General features: G+C 72.2%; 20 protein-coding genes and 3 pseudogenes. 8 read left to right on the plus strand and 15 right to left on the minus strand.

The features are described 5' to 3' along the window. Position 1 precedes the first annotated feature (1 nt). A pseudogene (locus tag ACFE76_RS01675) lies at positions 2-3,234 on the minus strand (PDZ domain-containing protein). Between the two features lie 52 nt (positions 3,235-3,286). Between ACFE76_RS01675 and ACFE76_RS01680 the strand changes: the two are divergent. Continuing rightward, positions 3,287-3,625, plus strand: coding sequence for a hypothetical protein (locus tag ACFE76_RS01680; protein ID WP_375429997.1), 339 nt, complete (start codon positions 3,287-3,289; stop codon positions 3,623-3,625). On the opposite strand, the gene ACFE76_RS01685 is transcribed toward ACFE76_RS01680, so the two are convergent. After that, a complete protein-coding gene (locus ACFE76_RS01685) occupies positions 3,622-4,680 on the minus strand; it encodes a VIT1/CCC1 family protein (protein ID WP_375429998.1) in 1,059 nt (352 codons plus the stop codon). The genes ACFE76_RS01680 and ACFE76_RS01685 overlap by 4 nt on opposite strands. A gap of 53 nt (positions 4,681-4,733) precedes the next feature. On the opposite strand from ACFE76_RS01685, the gene ACFE76_RS01690 reads away from it, so the two are divergent. Next, positions 4,734-5,393, plus strand: coding sequence for an HAD family hydrolase (locus ACFE76_RS01690; protein ID WP_375429999.1), 660 nt, complete (start codon positions 4,734-4,736; stop codon positions 5,391-5,393). Here ACFE76_RS01690 and ACFE76_RS01695 read toward each other — a convergent pair. Next, positions 5,330-5,797: a hypothetical protein gene (locus tag ACFE76_RS01695; RefSeq protein WP_375430000.1), complete on the minus strand. Its 468-nt coding sequence runs from the start codon at positions 5,795-5,797 to the stop codon at positions 5,330-5,332. The two genes, ACFE76_RS01690 and ACFE76_RS01695, sit on opposite strands and share 64 nt — an antisense overlap. 32 nt (positions 5,798-5,829) lie before the next feature. Between ACFE76_RS01695 and ACFE76_RS01700 the strand changes: the two genes are divergently transcribed. Continuing rightward, on the plus strand, positions 5,830-8,283 hold the full coding sequence (locus ACFE76_RS01700) for an ATP-dependent DNA ligase (protein WP_375430001.1): 2,454 nt from the start codon (positions 5,830-5,832) through the stop codon (positions 8,281-8,283). Positions 8,284-8,300: 17 nt separating this feature from the next. On the opposite strand, the gene ACFE76_RS01705 is transcribed toward ACFE76_RS01700, so the two are convergent. Next, positions 8,301-9,494: an MFS transporter gene (locus ACFE76_RS01705; RefSeq protein WP_375430002.1), complete on the minus strand. Its 1,194-nt coding sequence runs from the start codon at positions 9,492-9,494 to the stop codon at positions 8,301-8,303. 34 nt (positions 9,495-9,528) lie between these two features. Here ACFE76_RS01705 and ACFE76_RS01710 point away from each other — a divergent pair, with 34 nt between their 5' ends. Continuing rightward, positions 9,529-9,792, plus strand: a complete 264-nt coding sequence (locus ACFE76_RS01710) for a type II toxin-antitoxin system Phd/YefM family antitoxin (protein WP_375430003.1) — start codon at positions 9,529-9,531, stop codon at positions 9,790-9,792. Between the two features lie 21 nt (positions 9,793-9,813). On the opposite strand, the pseudogene ACFE76_RS01715 reads toward ACFE76_RS01710, so the two are convergent. Further along, positions 9,814-10,865, minus strand: a pseudogene (locus ACFE76_RS01715) (DNA glycosylase AlkZ-like family protein). Positions 10,866-10,889: 24 nt separating this feature from the next. Between ACFE76_RS01715 and ACFE76_RS01720 the strand changes: the two are divergent. Together ACFE76_RS01720 and ACFE76_RS01725 are read left to right on the plus strand one after the other, a co-directional pair. Then, positions 10,890-11,465: a DinB family protein gene (locus ACFE76_RS01720; RefSeq protein WP_375430004.1), complete on the plus strand. Its 576-nt coding sequence runs from the start codon at positions 10,890-10,892 to the stop codon at positions 11,463-11,465. Between the two features lie 172 nt (positions 11,466-11,637). Beyond that, on the plus strand, positions 11,638-12,036 hold the full coding sequence (locus ACFE76_RS01725) for a hypothetical protein (RefSeq protein ID WP_375430005.1): 399 nt from the start codon (positions 11,638-11,640) through the stop codon (positions 12,034-12,036). A gap of 252 nt (positions 12,037-12,288) precedes the next feature. Here the strand turns inward: ACFE76_RS01725 and ACFE76_RS01730 are convergent, their stop codons facing one another. Both ACFE76_RS01730 and pip read right to left on the minus strand, forming a co-directional pair. Beyond that, the gene (locus ACFE76_RS01730) at positions 12,289-13,722 is read right to left on the minus strand and encodes a DUF222 domain-containing protein (protein ID WP_375430006.1); all 1,434 of its coding nucleotides are present in this window, start codon (positions 13,720-13,722) and stop codon (positions 12,289-12,291) included. A 304-nt stretch (positions 13,723-14,026) separates the two neighbouring features. Then, positions 14,027-14,869: a prolyl aminopeptidase gene (gene pip / locus ACFE76_RS01735; protein WP_375430007.1), complete on the minus strand. Its 843-nt coding sequence runs from the start codon at positions 14,867-14,869 to the stop codon at positions 14,027-14,029. Positions 14,870-15,017: 148 nt separating this feature from the next. Between pip and ACFE76_RS01740 the strand changes: the two genes are divergently transcribed. Continuing rightward, the gene (locus ACFE76_RS01740; RefSeq protein ID WP_375430008.1) at positions 15,018-15,908 is read left to right on the plus strand and encodes an LLM class flavin-dependent oxidoreductase; all 891 of its coding nucleotides are present in this window, start codon (positions 15,018-15,020) and stop codon (positions 15,906-15,908) included. Here the strand turns inward: ACFE76_RS01740 and ACFE76_RS01745 are convergent. Then, positions 15,886-16,314: an MmcQ/YjbR family DNA-binding protein gene (locus ACFE76_RS01745; protein WP_375430009.1), complete on the minus strand. Its 429-nt coding sequence runs from the start codon at positions 16,312-16,314 to the stop codon at positions 15,886-15,888. The genes ACFE76_RS01740 and ACFE76_RS01745 overlap by 23 nt on opposite strands. A gap of 11 nt (positions 16,315-16,325) precedes the next feature. After that, on the minus strand, positions 16,326-16,757 hold the full coding sequence (locus tag ACFE76_RS01750) for a hypothetical protein (protein ID WP_375430010.1): 432 nt from the start codon (positions 16,755-16,757) through the stop codon (positions 16,326-16,328). Positions 16,758-17,311: 554 nt separating this feature from the next. On the opposite strand from ACFE76_RS01750, the pseudogene ACFE76_RS01755 reads away from it, so the two are divergent. Next, positions 17,312-17,584 (plus strand): annotated as a pseudogene (locus tag ACFE76_RS01755) (iron chaperone); the annotation flags it as partial. On the opposite strand, the gene ACFE76_RS01760 reads toward ACFE76_RS01755, so the two are convergent. From ACFE76_RS01760 to ACFE76_RS01785, 6 genes are read right to left on the minus strand one after another with little or no spacing between them, the layout of a single operon-like run. Continuing rightward, complete coding sequence (locus tag ACFE76_RS01760) at positions 17,560-18,786, minus strand: fatty acid desaturase family protein (protein WP_375430011.1); 1,227 nt, start codon at positions 18,784-18,786, stop codon at positions 17,560-17,562. The pseudogene ACFE76_RS01755 and the gene ACFE76_RS01760 sit on opposite strands and share 25 nt — an antisense overlap. A gap of 12 nt (positions 18,787-18,798) precedes the next feature. Further along, positions 18,799-19,893 (minus strand): ferredoxin reductase, encoded by a 1,095-nt coding sequence (locus ACFE76_RS01765; RefSeq protein WP_375430012.1) that lies wholly within the window; start codon positions 19,891-19,893, stop codon positions 18,799-18,801. A 60-nt stretch (positions 19,894-19,953) separates the two neighbouring features. Beyond that, positions 19,954-20,139, minus strand: coding sequence for a hypothetical protein (locus ACFE76_RS01770; protein WP_375430013.1), 186 nt, complete (start codon positions 20,137-20,139; stop codon positions 19,954-19,956). A 10-nt stretch (positions 20,140-20,149) separates the two neighbouring features. Continuing rightward, on the minus strand, positions 20,150-21,115 hold the full coding sequence (locus ACFE76_RS01775) for an alpha/beta hydrolase (RefSeq protein WP_375430014.1): 966 nt from the start codon (positions 21,113-21,115) through the stop codon (positions 20,150-20,152). Positions 21,116-21,169: 54 nt separating this feature from the next. After that, positions 21,170-21,898: a zf-HC2 domain-containing protein gene (locus ACFE76_RS01780; protein ID WP_375430015.1), complete on the minus strand. Its 729-nt coding sequence runs from the start codon at positions 21,896-21,898 to the stop codon at positions 21,170-21,172. Beyond that, a complete protein-coding gene (locus ACFE76_RS01785) occupies positions 21,895-22,371 on the minus strand; it encodes a sigma-70 family RNA polymerase sigma factor (RefSeq protein ID WP_375430135.1) in 477 nt (158 codons plus the stop codon). The genes ACFE76_RS01780 and ACFE76_RS01785 overlap by 4 nt, the downstream gene beginning before the upstream one ends. Positions 22,372-22,611 lie beyond the last annotated feature (240 nt).

Genomic DNA, 22,611 nt, shown 5'->3' on the forward strand with positions numbered 1-22,611 from the left:
CTCAGCGCACGCGCGGCTCCGGCTGCGTGGGCGGGCTTGCCGCCGGGGTCTGGGCCAGCCGGTCAAGAGCCTCCGCGATAGCCCGGTCGAGCTGCGGGTCGGCTTCGGACTCGCGCTCGTAGTCGTCGGGGGAGTGCACGACCTCGATGTCGGGGTCGACGCCGTGGTTCTCCACCGCCCAGTCGTAGCCCTGCAGCCAGGTGGCGTAGCGCGGCTGGGTGATGCTGGTCCCGTCGACCAGGTCGAAGCGGCCGTCGATCCCGACGACCCCGCCCCAGGTCCGCCTCCCGACCACCGGGCCGAGTCCCATCGCCTGCGCGCCGGCGTTGACGATGTCGCCGTCGGAGCCGGAGAACTCGTTCGCCACGAAGATCACCGGCCCCCGCGGTGCCAGGCTCGGGTACGGCCGGGCCTGGTCCGCGTGCCGGGCGACGGTCCAGCCGACGACCCGGCGGGCCAGCCGCTCGAGCACCAGCTGGCTGGTGTGGCCGCCCCGGTTGTAGCGGACGTCGACCACGAGACCCTCGGTCTCCGTGGCCAGGTGCAGGTCGCGGTGCAGCTGGGCCCAGCCCGGGCTCATCATGTCGGGCACATGGACGTAGCCGAGCCGACCGCCGCTGTGCTCGCGGACGTACGCCGAGCGGCCGAGCACCCAGTCCTGGTAGCGCAACGGCTCCTCGTCGCCGAGCGGCACTACGACGACGCGGCGATCCCGGTTCCCGGAACGCAGCGTGAGCTCCACCGGCTTGTCCGCGGTCCCGATCAGGGCGGCCGCCGGACCCACGGTCGGGTCCACCGGGCGGCCGCTGACCGCGACCACGAGGTCGCCCGGCTGCGCGGCGACCCCGGCGGCCCGTAGCGGCGACCGGGCAGCCGGGTCGCTGCTCTCCCCGGGCAGGATCCAGTCGATCCGCCAGCCGCCGGCGGCTGGGCTGAGGTCGGCGCCGAGCAGGCCGAGCCGACGCTCGCCGTCGCCGGCGTGGCTGCCAGCGTCGACGTAGGCGTGGGAGGTGTTCAGCTCGGCGACGGTCTCCCAGAGCAGGTCGACCAGGTCGTCGTGGCCGGCCAGCCGCGCGACCAGCGGCCGGTAGCGGGCAACGACGGCGTCCCAGTCCACGCCGTTGAGGTCGGCCCGCCAGTAGTGGTCGCGCATGATCCGAGCGTTCTCGTCGAACATCTGGTGCCACTCGGCGACCGGGTCGAGCTCGAACCGCAGCCGGCTGAGGTCGACGGTGACCAGCTCGCTGTCCTCGGGCTTGACCGGGCGCGCGGTCAGCCGCACGGAGACCTCGTCGCCCGCCCGGACGACCACCCGCTCACCGTCGCCACTGACCCGGGCGCTGTCGGCGCGGTCGACCAGCTCGACCACCTTTCGGTCGACGAAGGAGAAGAACTCGACCGCGTGGCCGGGCGGCTCCCCCTCGACGCCGGCCCGCCGCGCACCCAGCTCGCCGGAGTCAGCGGCCTCGCGGATCCAGAGGACACCGTCCCGGGCTGCCTGCAGGTCGCGGAACCGACCCGAGGGCACCGGAAAGGCCACGACCCGCTGCTCGAAACCGTCGGGATCCAGCGCCACGGCCGGCCCGGACGGCGCCGTCTCCTCCGGCTTGTCGGTGGCGGGCTCCTTGCTGAGCCGCCAGCCGTCCGCGCTCGGACCGAAGGGCGCCGGCTCGGTCGCGGTCAGCGGCACCAGGTAGGGCCGGACGGCCGCGCTGAAGCCGAGGGAGAAGACGTGGCTGTCATAGCTCGGGTCAAAGGTGCGAGCGGAGAGGAAAGCCAGGTACTTTCCGTCGGCGGTGAAGGCGGGCGAGGTGTCGTCGAACCGGCCGCTCGTCAACGGCACCGGCTCGCCCTGCGGAGCGTCCAGGTCGACGAGCACCAGTCGGTGCTGCGCCTCGATGCGGATGGGCTCGGACCAGACCAGCCAGCGGCCGTCGGGGGAGAAGGTCAGTCCTCCGGCCTCACCGTTGGCCGAGGTGCCAAGCAGCCGGACGGCACCGGTCGTGGCGTCAACCAGCCGGACCGCGCCGTCGTGGGACACGGTCGCCACCCGCTCACCCGCGGGGTCGCTCTCCAGGTGCAGGACCCGGCCCAGCTGGCCGAGGGCCAGCCGGCGTACCTGGCCGGCGCCGGGCGCAGGATGGACCTGCATCGCGTCCTCGCCGTCGGCGTCGCTGACCAGCACGGCAGACCCCGTCCGACCGAGGGGACGTACCAGCCGGGCTCGGACGCCGGAGTCGGCCGCCAGGGCACGCGCCGGTCCCTGCCGGTGGCTGAGCAGGAAGGCCTTGCCGTGCCACTCGACCAGGCTGGCGTCAGCGCCGGCGTCGGGACGCAGCTCGGTGAGCTGCTTGGTCGGGTCGAGCTGGCGCGGCTGCCGGCCAGCCAGACTGCCCGGCAGCGTGATGTCCAGGGGGGCGGCGGACCCGTCGAGGCTCGGCAGCAGGTACAACGTGCCGAGGGCGGCGTAGACCACCCGGTCGCCGTCGGTGGTGGCGTCGCGCACGTACCCGGCTGAAGCGGTGTGACTGGTCAGTCGACGCGGTCGGGCCCCCGGCTCGTCGACGTCGAGGGCGTAGAGATTGCCGACCTCGTCGGCATGGTCGGGGAACGTCGCGGCCAGGTCGCTGGTGAAGACCAGCGTCGAGCCGAGCCACATCGGGTCGACCAACGAGGCCTCTTCCTCGGCCAGCAGCTGTTCCCACGTGGCCGGGTCGCCGCCCCGGTTCAGCCAGAGCCGGGGCGCGGTCCCGCCGCGGTAACGCTTCCAGAGGGCGGGCGGCCGACTGCCCACCGTGGCAGCACCGTCGCACCGTCGGCGCGGGTGGCGAGGCCCCAGGCGGGCCCGTACGGCAGCCGCTCGACGGCGCGGTCCAGGCCCACGGCGTGCACGACCTGGCGGCGCAGGTTGGCCTCGTGGGCCGACGAGGCGACGAGCACCCGGCCGTCGGCGGTCCACCCGAGCACCGAGGTGGTGGGGTTGCCCCACCAGGTGAGCCGCAACGGCGTGCCGCCCTCGACGTCGACCGCGTACGCCTCGCTGTGGCCGTCGCGGGTGGAGGTCCAGGCTACCGTACGGCCGTCGGGGGAGAACCGAGGGTTCTTGACCGGCGTCCGGTCGTCGGTGAGCCGCCAAGCGCGGCCGCCGGTGAGCGGGGCGAGCCAGACGTCGTCGGCGGCGACGAAGGTCACCAGGTCGCCGTGCAGGTGTGGGTAGCGCAGATAAGAAGGCATCGTTTTTGCAGGCTATCCGCCGCCACTGACAAGCGCCTGCGAGGATCGGCACGTGCCCCCAGAATCGCGGATGGTCTCGCTCGGCTTCGGCAAGTTCGCCCGGGCCGACAAGATCTTCGCCCACGAGCCGTTGACCGGCGACGAACGCGGGGACGGCCGGCGGACGAAGGTGTGGGTGGACGGCATCCCCGACCCGGTGATCGCCTCCCGCACCGAGGGCACGATCCTGCGCGACATGGGTCAAGAAGCCGCCGCGGACGCCCCGATGGTCGAGGAGGCGCTCGACCTGGCCGCGCGGCTGGCGGCGGCTGCTGACGCCGGCCGGGTCGACCTCAGCGACCTCGGTCGCCGGGCCCGCCGACTGCTGGCCGCGACCGTCACGCCCGGCTAGCCGGTGCCCAACAACAGGCCCAGCAGGTACGTCACCGCAGCAGCCGCGTACCCGATCACGAGCTGCCGCAGGCCACGCTTGAGCGGGGAGGCGCCGGAGAGCAGGCCGACGGTCGCCCCGGTGGCGAGCAGGCTGAGCCCGACCAGGACGGCCGCGACGACCACCGCCGTCAGCCCCGAGAGCCCGAACAGGTACGGCAGCACCGGGATGACCGCGCCGGACCCGAAGAAGCAGAAGCTCGACACGGCAGCGCCGAGCCCGGTGCCGATCGCCTCGTGCTCGTCCACCTCGACCAGCGCGGGGGCGTCGCTGACGTCGGGTTCGGGACTGCCGAGCACCGCGGCGGCGTGCGCTTCCGCCTCCGTCTCGTCCATCCCTCGCGCACGGTAGACCAGGGCCAGCTCGTTGGCGTCGAGGTCGAGCTGGGGCAGCAGGGCTTGGGTGTCCGGATCCGGGGCCGAGGCCTCCAGCAGCTCGCGCTGGGAGCGGACCGACACATACTCCCCCGCCCCCATCGACAGGGCGCCGGCGAGCAGCCCGGCCAGTCCGGTCAGCAGCACGATGTGGTTGGCCACCCCGCTCGCGCTGATCCCCAGCACCAGCGACAGGTTGGAGACGAGCCCGTCGTTGGCGCCGAAGACCGCGGCCCGAAAGGTGCCCGAGAGCCGGTTGCGGCCCCGCGCGGCCAGCCCGCGGACGACCTCCTCGTGGATCCGCTCGTCGGCGGCCATGGTGGGGGTGGCGTCGCGGTCCTGCTCGTACGGCGACCGGGCCTCGGCCCGCTGGGCCAGCGCCAGCACGAACACCGACCCGAAACGGCGGGCCAGCAGCCCCAGGATCTGGGTCCGGACGTCAGGCCGTCGGGGTCTTCCGACGCGGTCGCCGAGCAGGTCGAGCCAGTGCTGCTCGTGCCGGCCCTCGGCCTCGGCGAGGGCCAGCAGGATCTGGCGCTCCTCACCCTGCCGGTGGCTGGCGAGGTCGCGGTAGACCGACGCCTCGGCCCGCTCGTCGGCCAGGTACTGACGCCAACGGCGTACGTGGTCGGGCTGGGGCAACCGACACCTCCGGTGCTGTGCGGGACGTGCGTGACGTGGGTAAGGATCCCACCATGGCTGACACCGCGATCTTCGACGTCGACGGCACCCTGGTGGACTCGAACTACCAGCACGCTCTCGCCTGGTTCCGCGCCTTCCGGCGCTACGGCATCACCCGGCCGCTCTGGCGCATCCACCGCGGCATCGGGATGGGCGGCGACACGTTCGTCCCTGAGATCGGCGGCCGCGAGGTCGAGGAGGCGCACGGTGACGAGCTCCGCGACGCCTGGGTCGAGGAGTTCGACCAGCTGATCAACGAGGTGCAGCCCTTCGAGGGCGCCCACGAGCTGTTGCGCGACGTCAAGGACCGCGGCTTCCGCCTCGTCCTGGCGAGCTCGGGCAAGAGCCAGCACGTCGACCACTTCCTCGACCTGATCGACGGCAAGGGGCTGGCCGACGCCTGGACCACGTCCGACGACGCCGAGCACAGCAAGCCCGAACCGGACCTGGTGCAGAGCGCGCTGGCCAAGGTCGAGGGCTCGACCGCGGTGATGGTCGGCGACTCGGTCTACGACGCGATCGCGGCCGGCAAGCTCGACGTCGCCACCCTGGCCCTACGGACGGGCGGCTTCTCGACCGAGGAGCTGACCGCGGCCGGGGCCGTCGGGGTCTATGACTCGCTGGTCGAGCTGCGCCACCACCTCGACGAGACCGGGCTCGGCCGACCCACCTGACCCAGGGCCGCGGCCAGCGCCACCAGGGCGAGGCGGCTGCGCCACCGGTCGGCGCTCAGCAGCCGGGCGAACAGCTCCGGGTCACGGATGGGTGTGAGCCGTCCGTGCAGGGGCGCGGCGACCAGGGCCGTGGTGGCGAGAGCACCCGCCGAGGCGGCGGCCGCGGCCAGGGTCGGGACGGACGGCCGGGTGAACGCGCAGCCAGCCGACGTCACGACCACCGCGCCGTAGACCAGACCAACCAGGGGCACGATCCGGCGCGAGTGACACGCGTGCGCGGCGGTCCAGGCGTCCGGGGCGACCTCGCCCAGCGCGGGATAGACCAGGGTGGTCACACTCAGCTGGAAGCCGGCGTGCACCGCGGTCGCGGCGACCAGCGCACTTTCCCAACAGATCCGAGGCACGGGCCGAGAGTAGGCCAGGGATACTGACGGGCATGGCCAAGCCGACGAGCGAGCAGGTCGTCGACGTCGACGGGCGCGCGGTCAGGCTGACGAACCTGGCCAAGGTGCTCTATCCCGAGACCGGGACCACGAAGGCCGACGTGCTCGACTACTACGCCCGGGTCGGTGCGGTGATGCTGCCGCACCTGCGGCAACGGCCGGCCACCCGTAAGCGCTGGCCAGACGGCGTCGGTTCAGACGTCAAGCCCGGGAGTGTGTTTTTCGCGAAAGACCTGGCCGCCGGGACGCCCGAGTGGGTGCGGCGCTATCCGATCGCCCACCGTGACCACGACAACGACTACCCGGTGGTCAACGACCTCGCGACCCTGACCTGGCTCGGCCAGCTCGCCGCGCTGGAGCTGCACGTGCCCCAGTGGCGCTTCACCGACGACGGGACGCCGCGGAACCCTGACCGGCTGGTGCTCGACCTCGACCCCGGCGACGGGGTCAGCCTGGCCGACTGCGCCGAGATCGCCCGGCAGGCCCGCGACATCCTGCACGACATCGGCCACGACCCGTACCCCGTGACCAGTGGCAGCAAGGGCGTGCACCTCTACGCTCCGTTGGAGGGGTCAGTGACCCCGGAGCAGGCGACGGCGGTGGCCCGCGAGCTCGCTCTGGCGCTGGAGGCCGAGCAGCCCGACCGGGTGATCAGCTCGATGAAGCGCAGCGACCGCGGCGGCAAGGTGTTCGTGGACTGGAGCCAGAACAACGGCAACAAGACCACCATCTCGCCGTACTCGCTGCGCGGCCGGCAGCGGCCGACCGTGGCGGCGCCGCGGACCTGGGCCGAGCTGGACGACCCGGACCTGCGTCAGCTGGAGTACGAGGAGGTACTGGCTCGGATCGAGGCGGACGGCGACCCGCTGGCCCCCCTTCTGGGCGCAGCGACGGCGGACCGGCTGACCACCTACCGCAGCATGCGCGACGCCGCGAGGACCCCGGAACCGGTCCCCGCGGCCGCGCCCAGCACTCGGGCTGAGGGCAACAGCTTCGTCATCCAGGAGCACCACGCCCGAGCCCTGCACTACGACTTCCGGCTCGAGCACGACGGCGTCCTGGTCAGCTGGGCCGTGCCCAAGGCGCCGCCCACCGACCCGAAGGTCAACCACCTCGCGGTGCAGACCGAGGACCATCCGCTGGAGTACGGCACGTTCGAAGGCGGCATCCCGGCCGGGGAGTACGGCGGCGGGCAGGTCCGGATCTGGGACGCCGGTACGTACCGGCTGCACAAGTGGCGCGACGGGAAAGAGGTCATCGTCACCTGCTTCGGCCGGACTGACGGTGGGTTGGGCGGTGTCCGCAAGTTCGCCCTGTTCCACACCGGTGGAGCCGGCCGGGCGGAGAAGAACTGGCTGATGCACCTGATGGCGACCGACGAAGAAGACCGCCCGTCGACAAGCTCAGGGGACGGAGAGCGGATCGAGCCGATGCTGGCGGCGCTGACCGACGTGGAGCGCTTCGGCCCGCAGCAGGGCTGGGCGTTCGAGATGAAGTGGGACGGCGTCCGGGTGGTGACCTACCTGACCGGCGATCGGGTCGAGCTGCGCAGCCGACGCGGCCGGGACGAGACTGCCGCGTACGCGGACGTCCTCGCCTCGTTCGGTGAGCTCGGGGTGCGCAGCGCCGTGCTGGACGGCGAGGTCGTGGTGCTGGACGAGGTCGGTCGGCCGAGCTTCGGCCTACTGCAGAACCGGATCAACCTCACCAAGCCCGCCAACATCGCGCGGCTGAGCGCAAAGTACCCGGCGCAGGTGATGCTTTTCGACATCCTCGAGCTGAACGGGCAGTCGCTGCTCGGCCGGCCGTACGACGAGCGTCGTCGGATCCTCGAGGAGCTGGTGCCGTCGCGGCCAGGGTCGCGGCTGCAGGTGCCGCCGGTCTTCGACGGCGATCTGGAGGCCGCGATGGAGACCAGCACGCTGCTCGGCCTCGAGGGGGTGGTGGCCAAGCGGCACGACTCCACCTACACCCCTGGCAGCCGCGGCTCCTGGCGCAAGATCAAGCACATCCGCACCCAGGAAGTGGTGGTCGGCGGCTGGCGGGCGGGTCAGGGCCGCCGCGACGGCGTCGTCGGGTCGCTGCTGATGGGCGTGCCGACCGCCGACGGTCTGCACTACGTGGGTCGCGTCGGCTCGGGCTTCGACGACCGGCAGCTCGTCGAGATCACGGCCACCCTGACGCCGCTGGCCCGCGCGACCAGCCCGTTCGCCGACGTCCCCCGCGAGGAGAGCCGGGACGCGCACTGGGTCGAGCCGCAGCTCGTCGGCGAAGTGACCTACAGCGAGCTCACCGGACCCGGCCGGATGCGGCACCCCGTGTGGCGGGGGCTACGGCCCGACCAGCCACCAGCGGAGGTGGTGTGGGAGGTGCCGGGCCGCCCACCAGCGGACGTTCGACATCGCCCTGTCGGGTCGGGACGCGCGCAGAAGGTGCCGCCGGGCTGAGTTCAGGTCGGCAGGGATCACTCGGCCATGCTGCGCATCGCGCGGTTGAGGTGTACGCCGGCCGTCACCAGCGCGGTGGCAGCCGCGAGCACGACGAAGGTCGTCGGTGAACCGGTGTGGTCGAGAAGCAAGCCCGCCAGCGGCGGGCCGGCCGGGGCGACCAGACCGGCGACGAGGTACGACGCGGCCATGACTCGACCCTGTAGGACGGCCGGGGTCCGGCGGACCTGCGCCGCTAAGAGCATCGCGTTGGCCGGGGCGGTCGCGACGTAGAGGCAGCCGAGCAGGGCGCCGGCCAGCAGCGGCCGGTCGACCCAGCCGAACGCGGCGAACACCGTCGTCGCGACCAGGCCCATACCTACCACCAGCCGGTGCGGAGCGAGCCAGCGCTGCAGCGTCGGTGCGGTGATGGCGCCCAGGATGCCGCCGACGGCAGCCACGGCGAACAGCCCGCCCAGCTGACTCGGTGAGACGCCGCGGGCGGTGAGCTCGGCCAGCAGGGCGAACGTGGTGCCGGCGTACACCAGCTGGAAGCCGGCCGCCGCCAGCAGCGTAGCCCGCAGGAACGGGTCACCGAACACGAACTGAAGTCCCCTCAGCAGATCGCGGCTCAGGCGGGGCCGAGGACCGGTGGCCCGAGCCGGATCGGTCAGTGGCGACCGGATGCTCGCCGAGCACACCGCGCTGACCACGAACGAGACGGTGTCCGCGACCAGCGGCAGCCCTGGCGCGACACCGAACAGATAGCCGCCGACCGGCTGGCCGACGAGTCCCACCGCGTGCCCTCGGCCGTCCAGCAGGGCGAACGCCCGTGGCAGCTGGTCGGCGGGCACCAGGTGCCGGACGGCGACCGAGTGCGCCGTGTCACTGAACGTGCCCGCACAGGCGTTGACGGCGGCCGTCGCCACCAACCACGGCAACGTCAGGTGGCTGCTCACCACCGCCGCGGCGGCTCCCAGGGTGGCGCCAGCGCGGATCAGGTCGGCCGTGACCAGCACCCGCCGCAGCGGCAGCCGGTCCACCAGCACGCCCGCCGGCAACCGCATCGCCGCTCCGGCGGCGAGCGCGACGAGACCGACCAGGCCCGCCAGGCTCGCCGACCGGGTAAGGCTCAGCGCCAGCAGCGGGTACGCGAGCGTGGCCACCGCGGAGCCGAAGGCCGACACTGCTCCGCCGGACCACAGCCGTACGAAGTCACCATCTCTGCTCAATTTGTACATAGTGTACGCAGCGTACGCTCACTTCATGAGCAGCGAGATCCCCGTGACCGAAGCGAGGGCGCAGTTCTCCGAACTGGTCAACCGGGTGGGCTACGGCCGCGAACGCATCGTCCTCACCCGGCACGGACGGCCGCTGGTCGCCCTGGTCCCAGCGGCCGACCTGGAGCGGCTGGAGGAGCTGCGTACGGATACCGCCGCTTCCGTGGTGCTCGACCTGTCGGCCCAGCCCGAGCGGCAGCGGTCGTCCTACGAGATCGCGGCGGAGGACTCCTCCGACCACCGGGCGTAGCCGAAACGGTCGACGTGGGCGCTACGAGGTCGTGCTGACCGCCGTCAACGACACTCCGCGGTGGCTGGCGAGCCGCTCCGCCTCGGCGTCGATCAGGGCCCGGCGGCCGGTCAGGACCGGCGTCCAGAGGTCGAGGGTCACGGTCAGCCGACGCCCGGACGCCTGAGGCCGCCAGGTGCCGACGATGTCGGTGCCGACGAGGACTGCTCCGGGTCGTCCGATGGTGGGCCAGAGTGACTTGTGCCGGGTCCGATCCGGGACGAGCAGGTCGCGGTCGCGGCCCTGCAGCAGCAGGTCGAAGGGCCCGAGCAGTCGAACGAGGTCTGCCGGTGGCGGCGCGGCGTCCGGCCCGGGTAGCAGCCACGCAGGAAGGTGACGACGTCCTTGACGGTCGCGGGGCCGAGCAGCCGGAGGTAGCCGCGGATCACCTGCAGCCGCTCCGGTGCGGCGAACGGGTCCGGGGCGGGTCCCCAGCTCGTCCGGGGCCAGTCCGGGATCCGGCGTAGCACCGGCGGTGACGTGCCGGGCTCGAGCTCCAGCCCGGCGTAGAGGGCGCCGAGCCGGAACGGCACCTCCCAGGAGTGGTCAGCCCCGCAGGTCACACAGGTGCGCAGGTACGGCTCGCTCAGCCGGGCGGAGACCCGGGTCGACGCCTCACCCTTGCTGGTCGGCTCGGTCACGACCGCCCGGAGATGGGTGGCCACCTCGGTGAGTCCGTCGACGGGACCGATCCCGGCTTCTTGCCACGGCTTGTCGGGACCGAAGATCCGTTTCGCCGCGTCGCGGTCGCTCATCGGCGACGTAGCGACGAGGACCTCGGGCAGGTCGACCCGGCGGTAGTAGTGCGGGGCGCTACGCAGGGTCCAGGCCAACGCGACGGCGGGACTGCGCTCGAGCTCGGCCGGAGACGTCACCGGGACGCCCCGGTTCGCCAGGGCCCAGCTTGCGCCGTCGCGCCCCGTGTCCTGGACGCCGAGGTCGAAGACGGCCGCGTCGGTGAGAGGGCGGGCTACGGTCGACCGACCGAGCTGTTGCGCGACCAGTCGTCGCGCCAACGCCTCTCCTCGGTCCATCAGCCCTCCCCTAGCGTGGGCTCCATGGAGTCCAAGACTGTCCTACAGCAGTACCTGGCCGAGCAGCGGGCGGGCTTGTTGAGCCGCCTCGACGGTCTCGGCGAGCGAGACCTGCGCTGGCCGATGACGCGGACCGGGACCAATCTGCTCGGGCTGGTGAAGCACGTGGCGAGCGTGGAGGCCGGCTATCTTGGGGACGTCTTCGGCCGCCCGTTCGGCGAGCCGCTGCCCTGGTTGGACGAGGACGCCGAGGTCAACGCAGACATGTGGGCGCCGCCGGAGCAGACCAGCGCGGAGATCATCGCCCTGCACCATCGCTCGGCCGCGCACGCCGAGGCGACCATCGCCGCCCTCGACCTCGACTCCCCAGGCGACGTGCCGTGGTGGGGACCGCAGCACCGGCACGTCACGCTGCACCAGATCCTGGTGCACCAGATCGCTGAGACCGCCCGGCACGCTGGTCACGCGGACATCCTCCGCGAGCTGATCGACGGGTCCGCCGGCGACGACCGGGGCAACCTGGCGGACCAGTCCGCTGATGAGTGGGCGTCCTACCGCCGCCGGCTCGAGGCGGCGGCCGAGGCGGCGGCGGGCTCGTGAGCGCGGCGCCGCTGTTCGTCACCCACTACTACCGGGCGGACCGGCGGCCCTTCGCCAACCTCAGCGACCTGACGGACGACGAGGTCGACGTCGTGCTGGCCAGCCTGGGATCGGCTCCCGCCGCCGTTTCGGTCCGCGGTACCTGGCGTTGCGACGCGCCACCGAGGCGCGGATGCGTGAGCTCTTCGTGGCCGCAGGTGGACGCCCCGAGCGATCGCACCCCCACTACTTCGTGCTCGGCGACAGCCCGTGGTTTGCCGGGCTGTACGACGAGCCGCTCGCTGTCCGGCTACCGCTGTCGCGGCTACCAGGACCGGTGACGAGCTTCAGCTGGACCGACAGCATCACCGCTGTCGGGCTGGGCGAGCACCTCGGGGTGCCCCCGCCCGCGGAGGAGTGGCAGCAGGGTGTCCACCCCCTCGAGCTGCTCGACCCGGGCCGGGCCACTCGGGCGGTCGCTCCTCGCGACGAGGGCTACGACGGCTACCAGAGGCGGCCCTTGCAGCACTACGTCGAGGTTCAGCTCTGGTCGGACGGGCCGGTCGCGGACCTGCTCAGCGCCTCGAGCTGAGCGACGAGCGCGCGCCGAAGAGGGTCGTGCTGCGGTCCCAGCCGGTCCTGCGGCGCTGGTCGGGACCACGACTCAGGCGGGTAGAGCCAGACCGGCTTGGTCACGCGCTCGGCGGGCTCCCAGTCGTACCGCGGCCAGACGTGCCGGCGCAGCGCCGTCGGGTTCTCGCCGCGGAGGGCCGAGCCGATACGGTCCTGCCGGAATCCAGACCCATGCCACATGAGACCACGGCGGTCTCGCCGACCTCGGGGGTCAGGCGGCGCTGACGTTTGAGGGCGCGGCGGCACACCAGACCTGGTCGGCGAACCGGCTGCGTCCGAGCGGCAGGGTGCCCTGGTTGGTGACCAGGTAGACGAAGCCGGTCGGGGACCGGAACAGGTACCGGCCGGGTTCGGGTTGTCGGCGTCGCCAGCCGCCGTGGGTGACCGCCCGATGGCTGGACCGGCTGAGCGGACCCAGGTTGGCGAGGCTGGTCTGGCCCGGTGGCCCGCCCGTCGCTCGTGGCCGGTAGGGGATGGTGTGGTCCAGGTCGAGATGGGCGGTGGTGGCGACGCCGTAGGGGAACACGTCCGCGGGGTGTCGGATCGCCATCGCCGCCCGCATCCTCGTCGGGGTCTCGTAGCTGTCGACCGCCGCCACCAGCGCCGGGTCGAGGACCGGTCGGACGGTGACGTGGCACCCGTGGCCGGTCAACCAGGCCGTGAACTCCGCCAGCGTCCACGCCTCCCCGCCCTGGTCGGGGCGGACCAGCCCGTGGCCGTCGCGGACGGCCACCTCGTTGAGGTGGAAGGTGAGGACCACCCGCGGCCGGGCCGCCGACAGGTCCGTTCCCGCCGGTAGCGCGGTCAGGCCGACCGACTGGTAGCCGTCCTCCGGCTCCGCCGCCGGCTCCGGCTCCGGCTCGGGCTCCGGCTCGAGCTTGAGCTCGGGTTCGGGCTCGGTCGGCTGGTCGGGGGCGGGCTGGTCGTGTTGGTGGTCGATCAGCAGCTGTAGTGCGACGGCCGGTTGGGCGAGGATGCCGACCGCTTTCGACCGGCGGGCGCCGACCGGGTCGAGGTCACCGTCGACGGCGAGGATGTCAGCGATCCGGTCCACCATCGCCATGAACCAGGCCACATCGCCTTGGGAGGCGCGGGCGATCAACGACCGCAGCCCGTCGACGGTCCGACCCGCCCACACGCCTCGTTCGGTCTTGGCCCGCTGTTCCCGCTCGACCGCCTGCTCCGGGTCGGCGTCCACGATCGCCGCCACCAGCACGTTCTCGAAACGGGGCCACGGCAACACCCCGAGATAGCCGGTGACCGCCTCATCCACGTCGGCGGCGGCCGCCCACGACAACGGCCGGGTCAGCTCGGCGATCTTCCGCGCCTGCCAGCCCCGCACCTGCCCGGCCTGGACCTGCGCCCACAACCTGGGCAGCCGGTACCGCACATCCAGGGCGTCCGCGATCAACGACCGGGCCGCGACCATCCCGGTCCCCTGCAGGGCGCCCAGCTCGCTCGCGCAGAACTCTGATACTGCCGGTGTCCCGTCCCCGCCCCACGCACACGCGCGTTCGACCAGGGGTTGGTAGTCACCCGCGTCCGCATCCACCTCGTGGGCGTCCGCCCAGGCCACCGCCACCGACAGCACCCGACACTCCACCCGCATCAGGTCGGTGTGGTTCTGACCGAACAACCCCGTCAAGTCAGCGATCGAGCAGCGCGACAGGTCCACCGGCCACCCACCGGACCCCGACCTCGCTCCATCGAACATGTGAGCAATTCTAGAGATGCCCACTGACACTTCTTGAGCAGCGGCCGCGCCGGCTCAGCGGTGACGGCGAGTGAGTCCAGGCAGGACCAACCCGGGTCGCAGGCGGCGCGCGCGGCGGAGATACGGGCCCCGCCTGGCCGTTCAGCGCGGCCAGGCTCGCCTGGCCTGCGACCACGTCGAACCCGTACACCAGCGCCGTCGCGGCGGACCCGTACGGCCGAGGGAACCCCGATTCTCAGCCGCCGAAACGATCGGTTGCCGCGAGCAACGCGTCGCCCATCTCGTCGCTGCCCTTGTGACCGGAGCCAGGAAAGATGGTCAGCTCCGAGCTGGGCCACGCTCGGTGCAGAGCCCAGGCGGTGCCGGCCGGACCGCTCAGGTCGAGCCGGCCGTGCAGCAGCACGCCGGGGATGCCGGCGAGCTGGTCGATGTCGCGGAAGAGCTGGTCCTCCGCCAGCCAGCACCGGTGGGCGAAGTAGTGAGCGCAGATCCGGACGAAGGCGAGGCGGGCGTCGTCGACGCGGTCGCTGTAGGGAGACGCGGAGCCGTACTCTTCCGTCGAGAGCACGGCGTCCTCCCAGGCGCACCAGGCTGCCGCCGTCGCATCCCGGACCGACCGGTCGGGGTGTTCCATCCGCCGCGCGTACGCCTGGACCACGTCACCCCCGCGGTCCGCGACCGGCAGGGCGTCTCGGAACCGTTCCCACGCCTCGGGGAAGAAGGCGCCGACGCCCCCGTACAGCCAGTCGAGCTCGGCGTGCCGGCCAGTCGTGACGCCGATCAGGACGATCTCGCTCACCCGCACGGGGTGCGCCTCGGCGTAGGCGAGGATGAGCGTCGATCCCCAGGAGCCGCCGAAGAGCAGCCAGCGCTCCACGCCGAGGTGCTCACGCAGCCGCTCCATGTCGGCGATCAGGTGCTGGGTCGTGTTGACTCTCATGTCGGTGGCGGGGTCGGCGGCGTGCGGGACGCTGCGGCCACAGCCTCGCTGGTCGAACTGCGTGATCCGGTAGCGGGCGGGGTCGAACGTGCGTCGCGGCCCGGGCCGCGAGCCCGTGCCGGGTCCGCCGTGCACCACCAGCGCGGGCTTGCCCGTCCGGATTGCCCGAGGTCTCCCAGTAGACGCGATTGCCGTCGCCGACGTCGAGCAAGCCGCTGGCGTACGGCTCGATCGGCGGATAGCGCACGACCGTCATTTTGTCAGTGGTGACCATCAGGATGGGACCATGACTGGTACTCGACCTCCTGCTCTCGGCATCGCCTACGTCCCTACGCTGCCGCCGGAGCGGTTGCGCGGCTTGGCGCGCGCGGCCGAGGACAGCGGGCTCGACGAGCTCTGGGTCTGGGAGGACTGCTTCAAGCAGAGCGGCATCGCCTCAGCCGCGGCGGCGCTGGCCTGGACGGTGCGGATCACCGTCGGTATCGGCCTGTTGCCCGTCCCGCTGCGCAACGTCGCCCTCACCGCGATGGAGCTCGCCAACCTGGAACGGATGTTCCCCGGCCGGCTGGTCGCAGGCACGGGTCACGGGGTGCAGCCGTGGATGGAGCAGACGGGCGCCCGCGTGGCCTCGCCGCTCACCCTGCTGCGGGAGCACACCGCGGCTCTCCGCAGCCTCCTCGAGGGCGAGCGGGTGACCACGACCGGCCGCTACGTCCGGCTGACCGACGTGGTCCTCGACTGGCCACCTGCACCGCCGCCACCCCTGATGCTGGGCGGTGCAGGCCCGAAAGCGCTCGCCTTGGCCGCGGAGCTGGGCGACGGGGTGCTGCTCGGTGCCTGCATCTCGGAGTCGGCCGTCGCCGAGATCGCGCAGCGGATCGCGCCCCTGCAGACCCGTCCGAGTCGGGCGCTGGTCCACAGCCACCTCGTCGCCACCGGAGCCGGCGCTCAGGAACGGCTGGAACGCGAGGTGCCGCGCTGGGGTGCCAGCTACGCGCCGGACATCGGGATCGCCGGAGACGCGGCGGCCGTCGCGGCCTCGGTCGACCGGTTGGCCGCAGCCGGTGTCTCCTCGGTCTGCTTCCAGCCGACCGAGGACGAACCAGACCTGGAGGGTCTGGTCCACTTCCTCGGGAGCGAGGTGAAGCCGCTGGTCAGCTCCGTGGGTGCTGGCTGAGCCAGGCCTGCTGCCGACGCGCCGACGCCCGGCAGATCCAGGCGTCCTCGACCATCTCGGTCAGCTGGTCGTAGGTCAGGTCACCGAGCCGGCATGCCCGGACGAGCACCGACGGGTGCCCGTCAAAGTGCGGCGTGGTGAAGAACGGGGTGCGGTCGTCGGCGACGAGCGCCTGCTTGTCGAGCTCGTCGGGCACCCAGAAGATGATCACGTCGTCGTAGCGCTCACCAGTCTGCGGGTCTGCGGCGTCAGGCCGGGGCGTCCGGAAGTAGACGAAGCTGCGACCGCCGACCTGGTAGACCGGGTTCGCCGACGACCCGCTGACCACCGTCACGTACGGCATCGCCGACGCCAGCGCATGCACGTCGGCGACAGATGCCGGCCGTCCAGCGGCGCGAGGCGGCACGTGCGGCAGGCTCAGCGGTTGAACAGCCCGCGGAGTCCGCTCCGCTTGCTGTCAGCGGCGGTAGCCGCGGGGGTGTGGGACCCGTTCGGCGGTACGGCACCGGCAGCGGTCGTCATCTTGGCTTCGGCCTCGACCTCGCTCGGGGCACGGCCCCGGAAGCCGTCGATGTCGAGCAGCGACCCCTTGGCGTCCTCGGCCCGCGGTTCGATCTCACCGCGCACGGCGTAGCGCGTCCGTGTCAACGAGGCGGTGCACTTGACGCCGTAGTCGTACTCCATCACCTCGCAGCCGTAGCAGACCAGTCGCCCCGGCAGCACCGTGACGTCCGGGTTGTCCTGGCCGACCTGCCGCTCGCGACGGTTGACCTCGTCCGCGTACGACGCGACGGCCGGGGCGTTCCAGCACCGCACCCCGTCGCCGCCGTCCTTGATCCCGACCTGCATGCTCGCTCCTTCGCGTTGAAGCCAGCCTACGTCCACGGTGTGTGGCGAGGATCACCGCAATCGATGAGCTGCGGCTGCATCTGGCTGGGGCTGCACCTGCCCGCCCTACTTGGGCCGTGGATCCCGTGTTCTCGCGCGTTGACAGTCAGGTGCGCGTCCCATCGCTCGTGCCGAACCTTGCCTCCCCCTCCCCCTCCCCGCCCCCGCCCCGTGGGGTGGACGCCGCAGAAACGCAAGGGCCAAGCCGAGCGGCGGCACATCAGCGGGCAGGACGATCGCTGCCCAGATCACGTACACCGCCGCGAGGATGACTGCCGCGATGAGCAACAGACGCCGGATCACTGTGGCGCTGGCCAACACGAGGTAGGTCTACGCAGCCCAGCCCGTACGCCGGATACCCCAGCTAACAGATGCGACGGTGGACCATCGCGAAGGTCTGCGGTTCGGTTGCCGGACGTCACCGCGACCAGTCGGCGGGTGGCCCTCATCGATGCCCTCGGCCAACTCAAGGTCGAGGGCTGGACGCGTCCGACGACCTGTGGGACGGTGACCCGATGGGCCACGCTGCTACCACGGTCGAGGACTACCTGGCCGCCCTACCCGCGGATGTCGAGCCGGTCGTGCGTGAGCTGCGCCGACGGATCCGGGTGGCCGTCCCGGACAGCACGGAGACGATCAGCTACGCCATCCCGACAGTCCTGCTCGACGGCCGGCCGCTGATCCACTACGGCGCCTGGAAGTCCCATCTGGGGCTCTATCCGGTGCCGATCGCCGACAGCGACCTCAAGCGGGAGCTCGCGCCCTACCGCTCGACCAAGGACACCTTGCGGTTCCGGTACCGGGACACGATCCCGCTTGACCTGATCGCCCGCGTCGTCAGCGAACGGGCGGCCTTGGTCACCGAGAAGTCGTTGGGCAGCGACAGGGCGATCACCTGACCCCAGGCCGAGGCAACCTGGCGGGGCAGCGATCCGGTGGTGTAGCTGAGGCCGTAGCGCTCGCAGATGTCGCGGATCCGCGGGGCGATCTGCCCGTACCGGTTGCTCGGCAGGTCGGGGAAGAGGTGGTGCTCGATCTGGTGCGACAGGTTGCCGGTGAGCACGTGCATCGCCCGGCTGCCCTCGATGTTGGCCGAGCCGATCATCTGTCGCAGGTACCACTCACCGCGCGTCTCGCCCTCGACCGACTCCTTCGCGAAGGTCTCGACCCCGGCCGGGAAGTGCCCGCACATGATCACCGCGTGCGACCACAGGTTGCGGACCAAGTTGGCGGTCGCGTTCGCCGCCACGGTGGAGAAGAAGGACGGCCCGGACAGTGCCGGGTGCACCAGGTAGTCCTTTCGCGCCTGCCGACCGATCTTGGCCAGCACCGCCTTGGCGTCACGGCGGAACCGCTCCGGGTCGTCGCTGCGGCCGTTCAGCTGCTTGCCGAGCTCGAGGTCGTACGCCGCGATCCCGTACTGGAAGAAGCAAGCGTTGACGAAGTTCCACAGCGGCTGGCCGAGGTACATCGGCACCCAACGCTGGTCCTCGTCGACGCGCATGATGCCGTAGCCGAGGTCGTTGTCGCGGCCGAGCACGTTCGTGTACGTGTGGTGGGTCTGGTTGTGCGACCGCTTCCACAGGTCGGCGGGCGAGGCGTGGTCCCACTCCCAGACCTGCGAGTGGATCTTCGGGTCACGCATCCAGTCCCACTGGCCGTGCATGACGTTGTGACCGATCTCCATGTTCTCGATGATCTTGGCGACCGACAGCCCCAGCGTCCCCGCGACCCACGCCGGCGGGAAGCGCGAGAACAGCAGCACCATCCGACTGCTCAGCTCGAGCGTCCGCTGCACGGTGATCACCCGGCGGATGTACGCGGCGTCGGCGCTGCCACGGGAGTCGAGCACCTCCTGCCGCAGCGCGTCGAGCTCACGGCCGAGCTCGGCGACCTGCTCGGCGGAGAGGTGCGCGGTGGGGTCGGGCTTACCGGAGCGCTTGGGGACGTGGTGCCGCTCGGTGGCTGTGGAGGTCACGATCGAGGTCATGGTCAGGTTCCTTTAGATATCGAGAGTGCAGGCGCTGGCCGCAGCCGAGACGCAGGTCTGGATGCGGACGCCGTCGCCGGGGGCCGCGGTCGTGAGCTCGCCGTTGCGCAGGTCGCGGACCGCGCCGGAGGTCAGGCCGACGACGCAGCCGAAGCAGATGCCCATCCGGCAGCCGGACGGCATCGAGACTCCCGCCGCCTCGCCGGCTTCGAGAAGGGGGGCGGCACCGTCGGTCTCGACGACCGCGCCCGTACGGGCGAACGTCACGGCACCGCCCTCGCCGGCGGTGACCACGACGGCGCGGAAGCGCTCGGTGTGCAGCCGGTCGGCCAGCCCGGCGGCGGACCAGTGGCCCTCGAGCGCGTCCAGCAGGCCGGTCGGCCCGCAGGCCCAGGTCTGCCGGTCGTGCCAGTCGGGGACGAGGGTGTCGAGCTCGTCGGGCACCAGCACGCCCGCGGTCGCGGTGTGCCGCTCGACGAGACGGATCCGCCCCGCGGCAGCGAGAGCCCGCAGCTCGGTCCCGAAGATGACGTCGTCGGGCCTCGGAGCCGAGTGCACCAGCACCACCTCGACCAGCCGCGCCGCGTAGTGCCGGAGCATCCCCATCACCGGGGTCACGCCGCTGCCGGCGGTGACGAAGAGCAAGCGCGGGGGCGGACGCTGCGGCAGGACGAAGTCTCCGGCCGCCTGGTCGAGGTGCAGGATCATGCCGGGCTGCAGCCGCCGGACGAGGTGGTTGCTGACCCGCCCGCCGGGGATGGCCTTGACGGTGATGGCGATCAGGCCGTCGGGCCGGTCCGGTGCGGACGTGAGCGAGTAGGCCCGCCACTGCCGTACGCCGTCGACGTCGACGCCGATCCGGACGTACTGGCCGGGCCGGTGACCGCGCCAGCTGCGTCCGGGGCGAATGGTGACCGTGGCGGCGTCGGCGGTCTCGGCGTACACCGACACGACCCTTCCTCGCAGGTCGGCGCCGGAACGCAGCGGCGCCACCAGGTCGAGGTAGTCCGCCGGCACCAGAGGCGTCGCGACAGTCTCGGCCAGCGAGCCCAGCACCGAGACCAAGCTACGCAGGGGTTTCGCAGGTGCGAGGAAGAGCGAGCTCATACCTCCAGGCTAACCTACGGATCCGTAGCTTACGACTCCGTAGGTTGATCCTCGAGCAACCTAGGAGGCGCCCGGAGCAGCCGGCGGCTCGTCGTCCCCCAGCCGGGTGGACGGGGTCGCGTCCGGCGTCCCGGGGACAGCGTCGGCGCCGCCGCCGGAGGTCTCGGCGTCGCTGAAGCTGTTCGGCCCCTCAGAGACCTCACCGCCCGAGTCGTCGTCGTGGTCGTGCTTCTTGAGCGAGATCATGACGCCGACGCTACCCGGCGGTGTCGTGCAGAGCCTTCCGCAGCGCCTCCGTGGTGGCCGCAACGGCCCGCCGGGCGGACGGCAGCAACCGGGTCAGGTAGGTCGAGCTGTGGATGTGCCCGGCCGCCCGGTAGGTCGAGACGGCGACGCCCGCCTCGCGCAGCCGACGAGCGTACGCCTCGCCCTCGTCGCGCAGCGGGTCGCACTCACACGTCAGCACGAACGCCGGCGGCAGCCCGGAGAGGTTCTCGGCCAGCAGCGGCGAGGCGTACGGGTGGCGGGCGAGAGCGGGGTCGGGCAGGTAGAACGCGTACGCCTCGACCAGCGACTTCCGGGTGAGCCGGTAGCCCTCGGCGAACTCCTCGATCGAGGGCTGGCTCATCGTCGCGTCCAGGGCGGGGATGTCGACGGCGAGGAAGCAGATCCGCGGCCCACCGCGGTCGCGCACCATCAGGGTGAGGGTCGCCGCCAGCCCACCCCCGGCAGAGATGCCGCCCACCGAGAGCCGGTCGAGGTCGACACCCAGCTCGTCGGCGTGGGCGGCGAGCCAGAGCAGCGCGGCGTAGCCGTCCTCGGCGGCGGTCGGGAACGGGTGCTCAGGGGCCAGCCGGTAGTCGACCGAGAAGACCTGGCAGTCGGCGTCGCCGGCGTAGGTGCTGCAGATCGGGTCGTAGGCGGCGGCGCTGCTCAGCCAGAAGGAGCCGCCGTGCAGGAACAGGTGGGTCGGCAGCGGACCGGTCAGGCCGGCGGGGCGGTAGCGGCGGACGCCGATCTCGCCCCCCGCCACGGACACCCGGTGCTCGGTCGTGACCACCGGCGTCCGGCCCCGGGCGGTCACCGTCGCCATCTGGCCGGGACTGGCCGCGGACCGGCGGCGGCGTTCAGCGACGCTGCCCCGCTCGGGCCCGTCCGGGTGGCGCCGCTCGGCGGCGTTGGCCAGCGCCAGCAGGGGCCGTAGGACCGGACGCACGCTCATGGCCCGCAGCGTAGGCGCCCCGGTTGCCTGAAGAGCTCACACCAGTTGGCGGCGTCAGCGCAGCGAGGCCCGCAGCACGGTCTCGTCGGTCGCGGTGGCGCGGATCTCCACGTCTCGGATGTCGGACACCTTCAGCGGCGTGGTGCCGCTGGGGTGCATCACCTTGTTCGTGCTGACCGGCCAGTCCTTCACCGAGCTCGAGCGGCCGGCTCGGTCGATGACGACGATCGAGTACTCCGGGTGCTCCCCGGCCGGGCCCGGATAGACCTCGCCGCCGTACTGGCACTCGACGTCGAGCTGGGTGCCCTGGGCCAGCGGCACCACGTCGACGACGGCGGTGATGGTGGTCGGCTCGACCGGGGAGAAGGCCAGCCGGCGCGCCGGGTCGCTCGCGGGCCGTAGCAGCCCGACGCCCAGGCCGACGGCCAGCAGCAGGATCACCGCTGCCGCGGTGCCGACCAGCGCGCGGGTCAGCCGGGTCCGCCGTCGGGCCGAGGCGAGCACCCGCGGCAGCACCCCGACGGGCGCTCCCGGCTCCGGCGACCCCGCCGCCGACGACGGCGCCTCGGTCAGCCGGGCGGCGTCCTCGGGGTCGACCTGCGCCAGCAGCCCGGGCAGCCCGGCGATCTCGGCGACGCCGGACCGGCAGGCCGCGCAGCCGGCGAGGTGTTCCTCGAACTCCAGCCGCTCGGCCGGGGCCAAGGCGCCCAGCACGTACGCGGCGTCCCAGGAGGCGTACGGGTCGGACCCGGGAGGCTCGAAACGCTCCTTACCGCTGCTCACGCTCGGGTCACTCCCTTCTCCTGCAGAACCAGCTTCAGCGTCTTCAACGCGTAGTGCAGCCGCGACTTCACGGTGCCTTCCGGTATTCGGAGCCGGCCGGCGATGTCGGCCACCGACCGCCCCTCGAAGTAGGCGGCGGCGACCACAGCCCGGTGGTCGACCGACAGGCTCTGCAGTGCCTCCGCAATCAGCCACCGGTCGAGGACCACGCTGGTCGCGTCGCCCACCGACCCCTCCGGAGCCTCCCCCGTCCCGAGCTCGTGCCGCGACGCCGCGCTGCGCCACCGGTCGATGATCAGGTTGCGCGAGGCGGTGAACAGCCAGGCCCGCGCCGCCGCCTCGCCCCGCTGCCCCAGCTGCGGGTCCTTCCACGCCTTGAGCAGGACCTCCTGCACGACATCCTCGGCGACCTGCCGGTCGTGGGTGAGCCGCATGGCAAAGCGCCAGAGCTCGCCGCCGTGACGATCGTGCAGCTCCCGTAACGCCGCCTGCTTCTGCTCCGCGCCCTCCCCGGCTCACACCGTGCCGCTTCCCCCGTGGCCTGCACGCGTGGAGACGTAACGGCGACCTTCCTGGTTCACCGCTGAAGGTTCCAGTGCTGAGGTCACGATAAGGTCTCCATCGCCTGCGCGATGCGGAGGATCGAGGTACTTCTGCTTACAGTGGCGACACCTCGGGGGTGGGACGCCACGGATGTACCGCACGCCCGGCTT

It is taken from the genome of uncultured Friedmanniella sp. (genome assembly GCF_964244005.1).
Taxonomy (GTDB): Bacteria; Actinomycetota; Actinomycetes; order Propionibacteriales; family Propionibacteriaceae; genus Microlunatus.

Bases quoted from the DNA above. Each gene is read 5' to 3' on its own strand.
- ACFE76_RS01690 (WP_375429999.1), top strand. From the start codon at position 4,734: ATGGCTGACACCGCGATCTTCGACGTCGACGGCACCCTGGTGGACTCG.
- ACFE76_RS01700 (WP_375430001.1), top strand. From the start codon at position 5,830: ATGGCCAAGCCGACGAGCGAGCAGGTCGTCGACGTCGACGGGCGCGCG.
- ACFE76_RS01710 (WP_375430003.1), top strand. From the start codon at position 9,529: ATGAGCAGCGAGATCCCCGTGACCGAAGCGAGGGCGCAGTTCTCCGAA.
- ACFE76_RS01720 (WP_375430004.1), top strand. From the start codon at position 10,890: ATGGAGTCCAAGACTGTCCTACAGCAGTACCTGGCCGAGCAGCGGGCG.
- ACFE76_RS01725 (WP_375430005.1), top strand. From the start codon at position 11,638: ATGCGTGAGCTCTTCGTGGCCGCAGGTGGACGCCCCGAGCGATCGCAC.
- ACFE76_RS01740 (WP_375430008.1), top strand. From the start codon at position 15,018: ATGACTGGTACTCGACCTCCTGCTCTCGGCATCGCCTACGTCCCTACG.
- ACFE76_RS01750 (WP_375430010.1), bottom strand. From the start codon at position 16,757: ATGCAGGTCGGGATCAAGGACGGCGGCGACGGGGTGCGGTGCTGGAAC.
- ACFE76_RS01760 (WP_375430011.1), bottom strand. From the start codon at position 18,786: ATGACCTCGATCGTGACCTCCACAGCCACCGAGCGGCACCACGTCCCC.
- ACFE76_RS01765 (WP_375430012.1), bottom strand. From the start codon at position 19,893: ATGAGCTCGCTCTTCCTCGCACCTGCGAAACCCCTGCGTAGCTTGGTC.
- ACFE76_RS01770 (WP_375430013.1), bottom strand. From the start codon at position 20,139: ATGATCTCGCTCAAGAAGCACGACCACGACGACGACTCGGGCGGTGAG.
- ACFE76_RS01775 (WP_375430014.1), bottom strand. From the start codon at position 21,115: ATGAGCGTGCGTCCGGTCCTACGGCCCCTGCTGGCGCTGGCCAACGCC.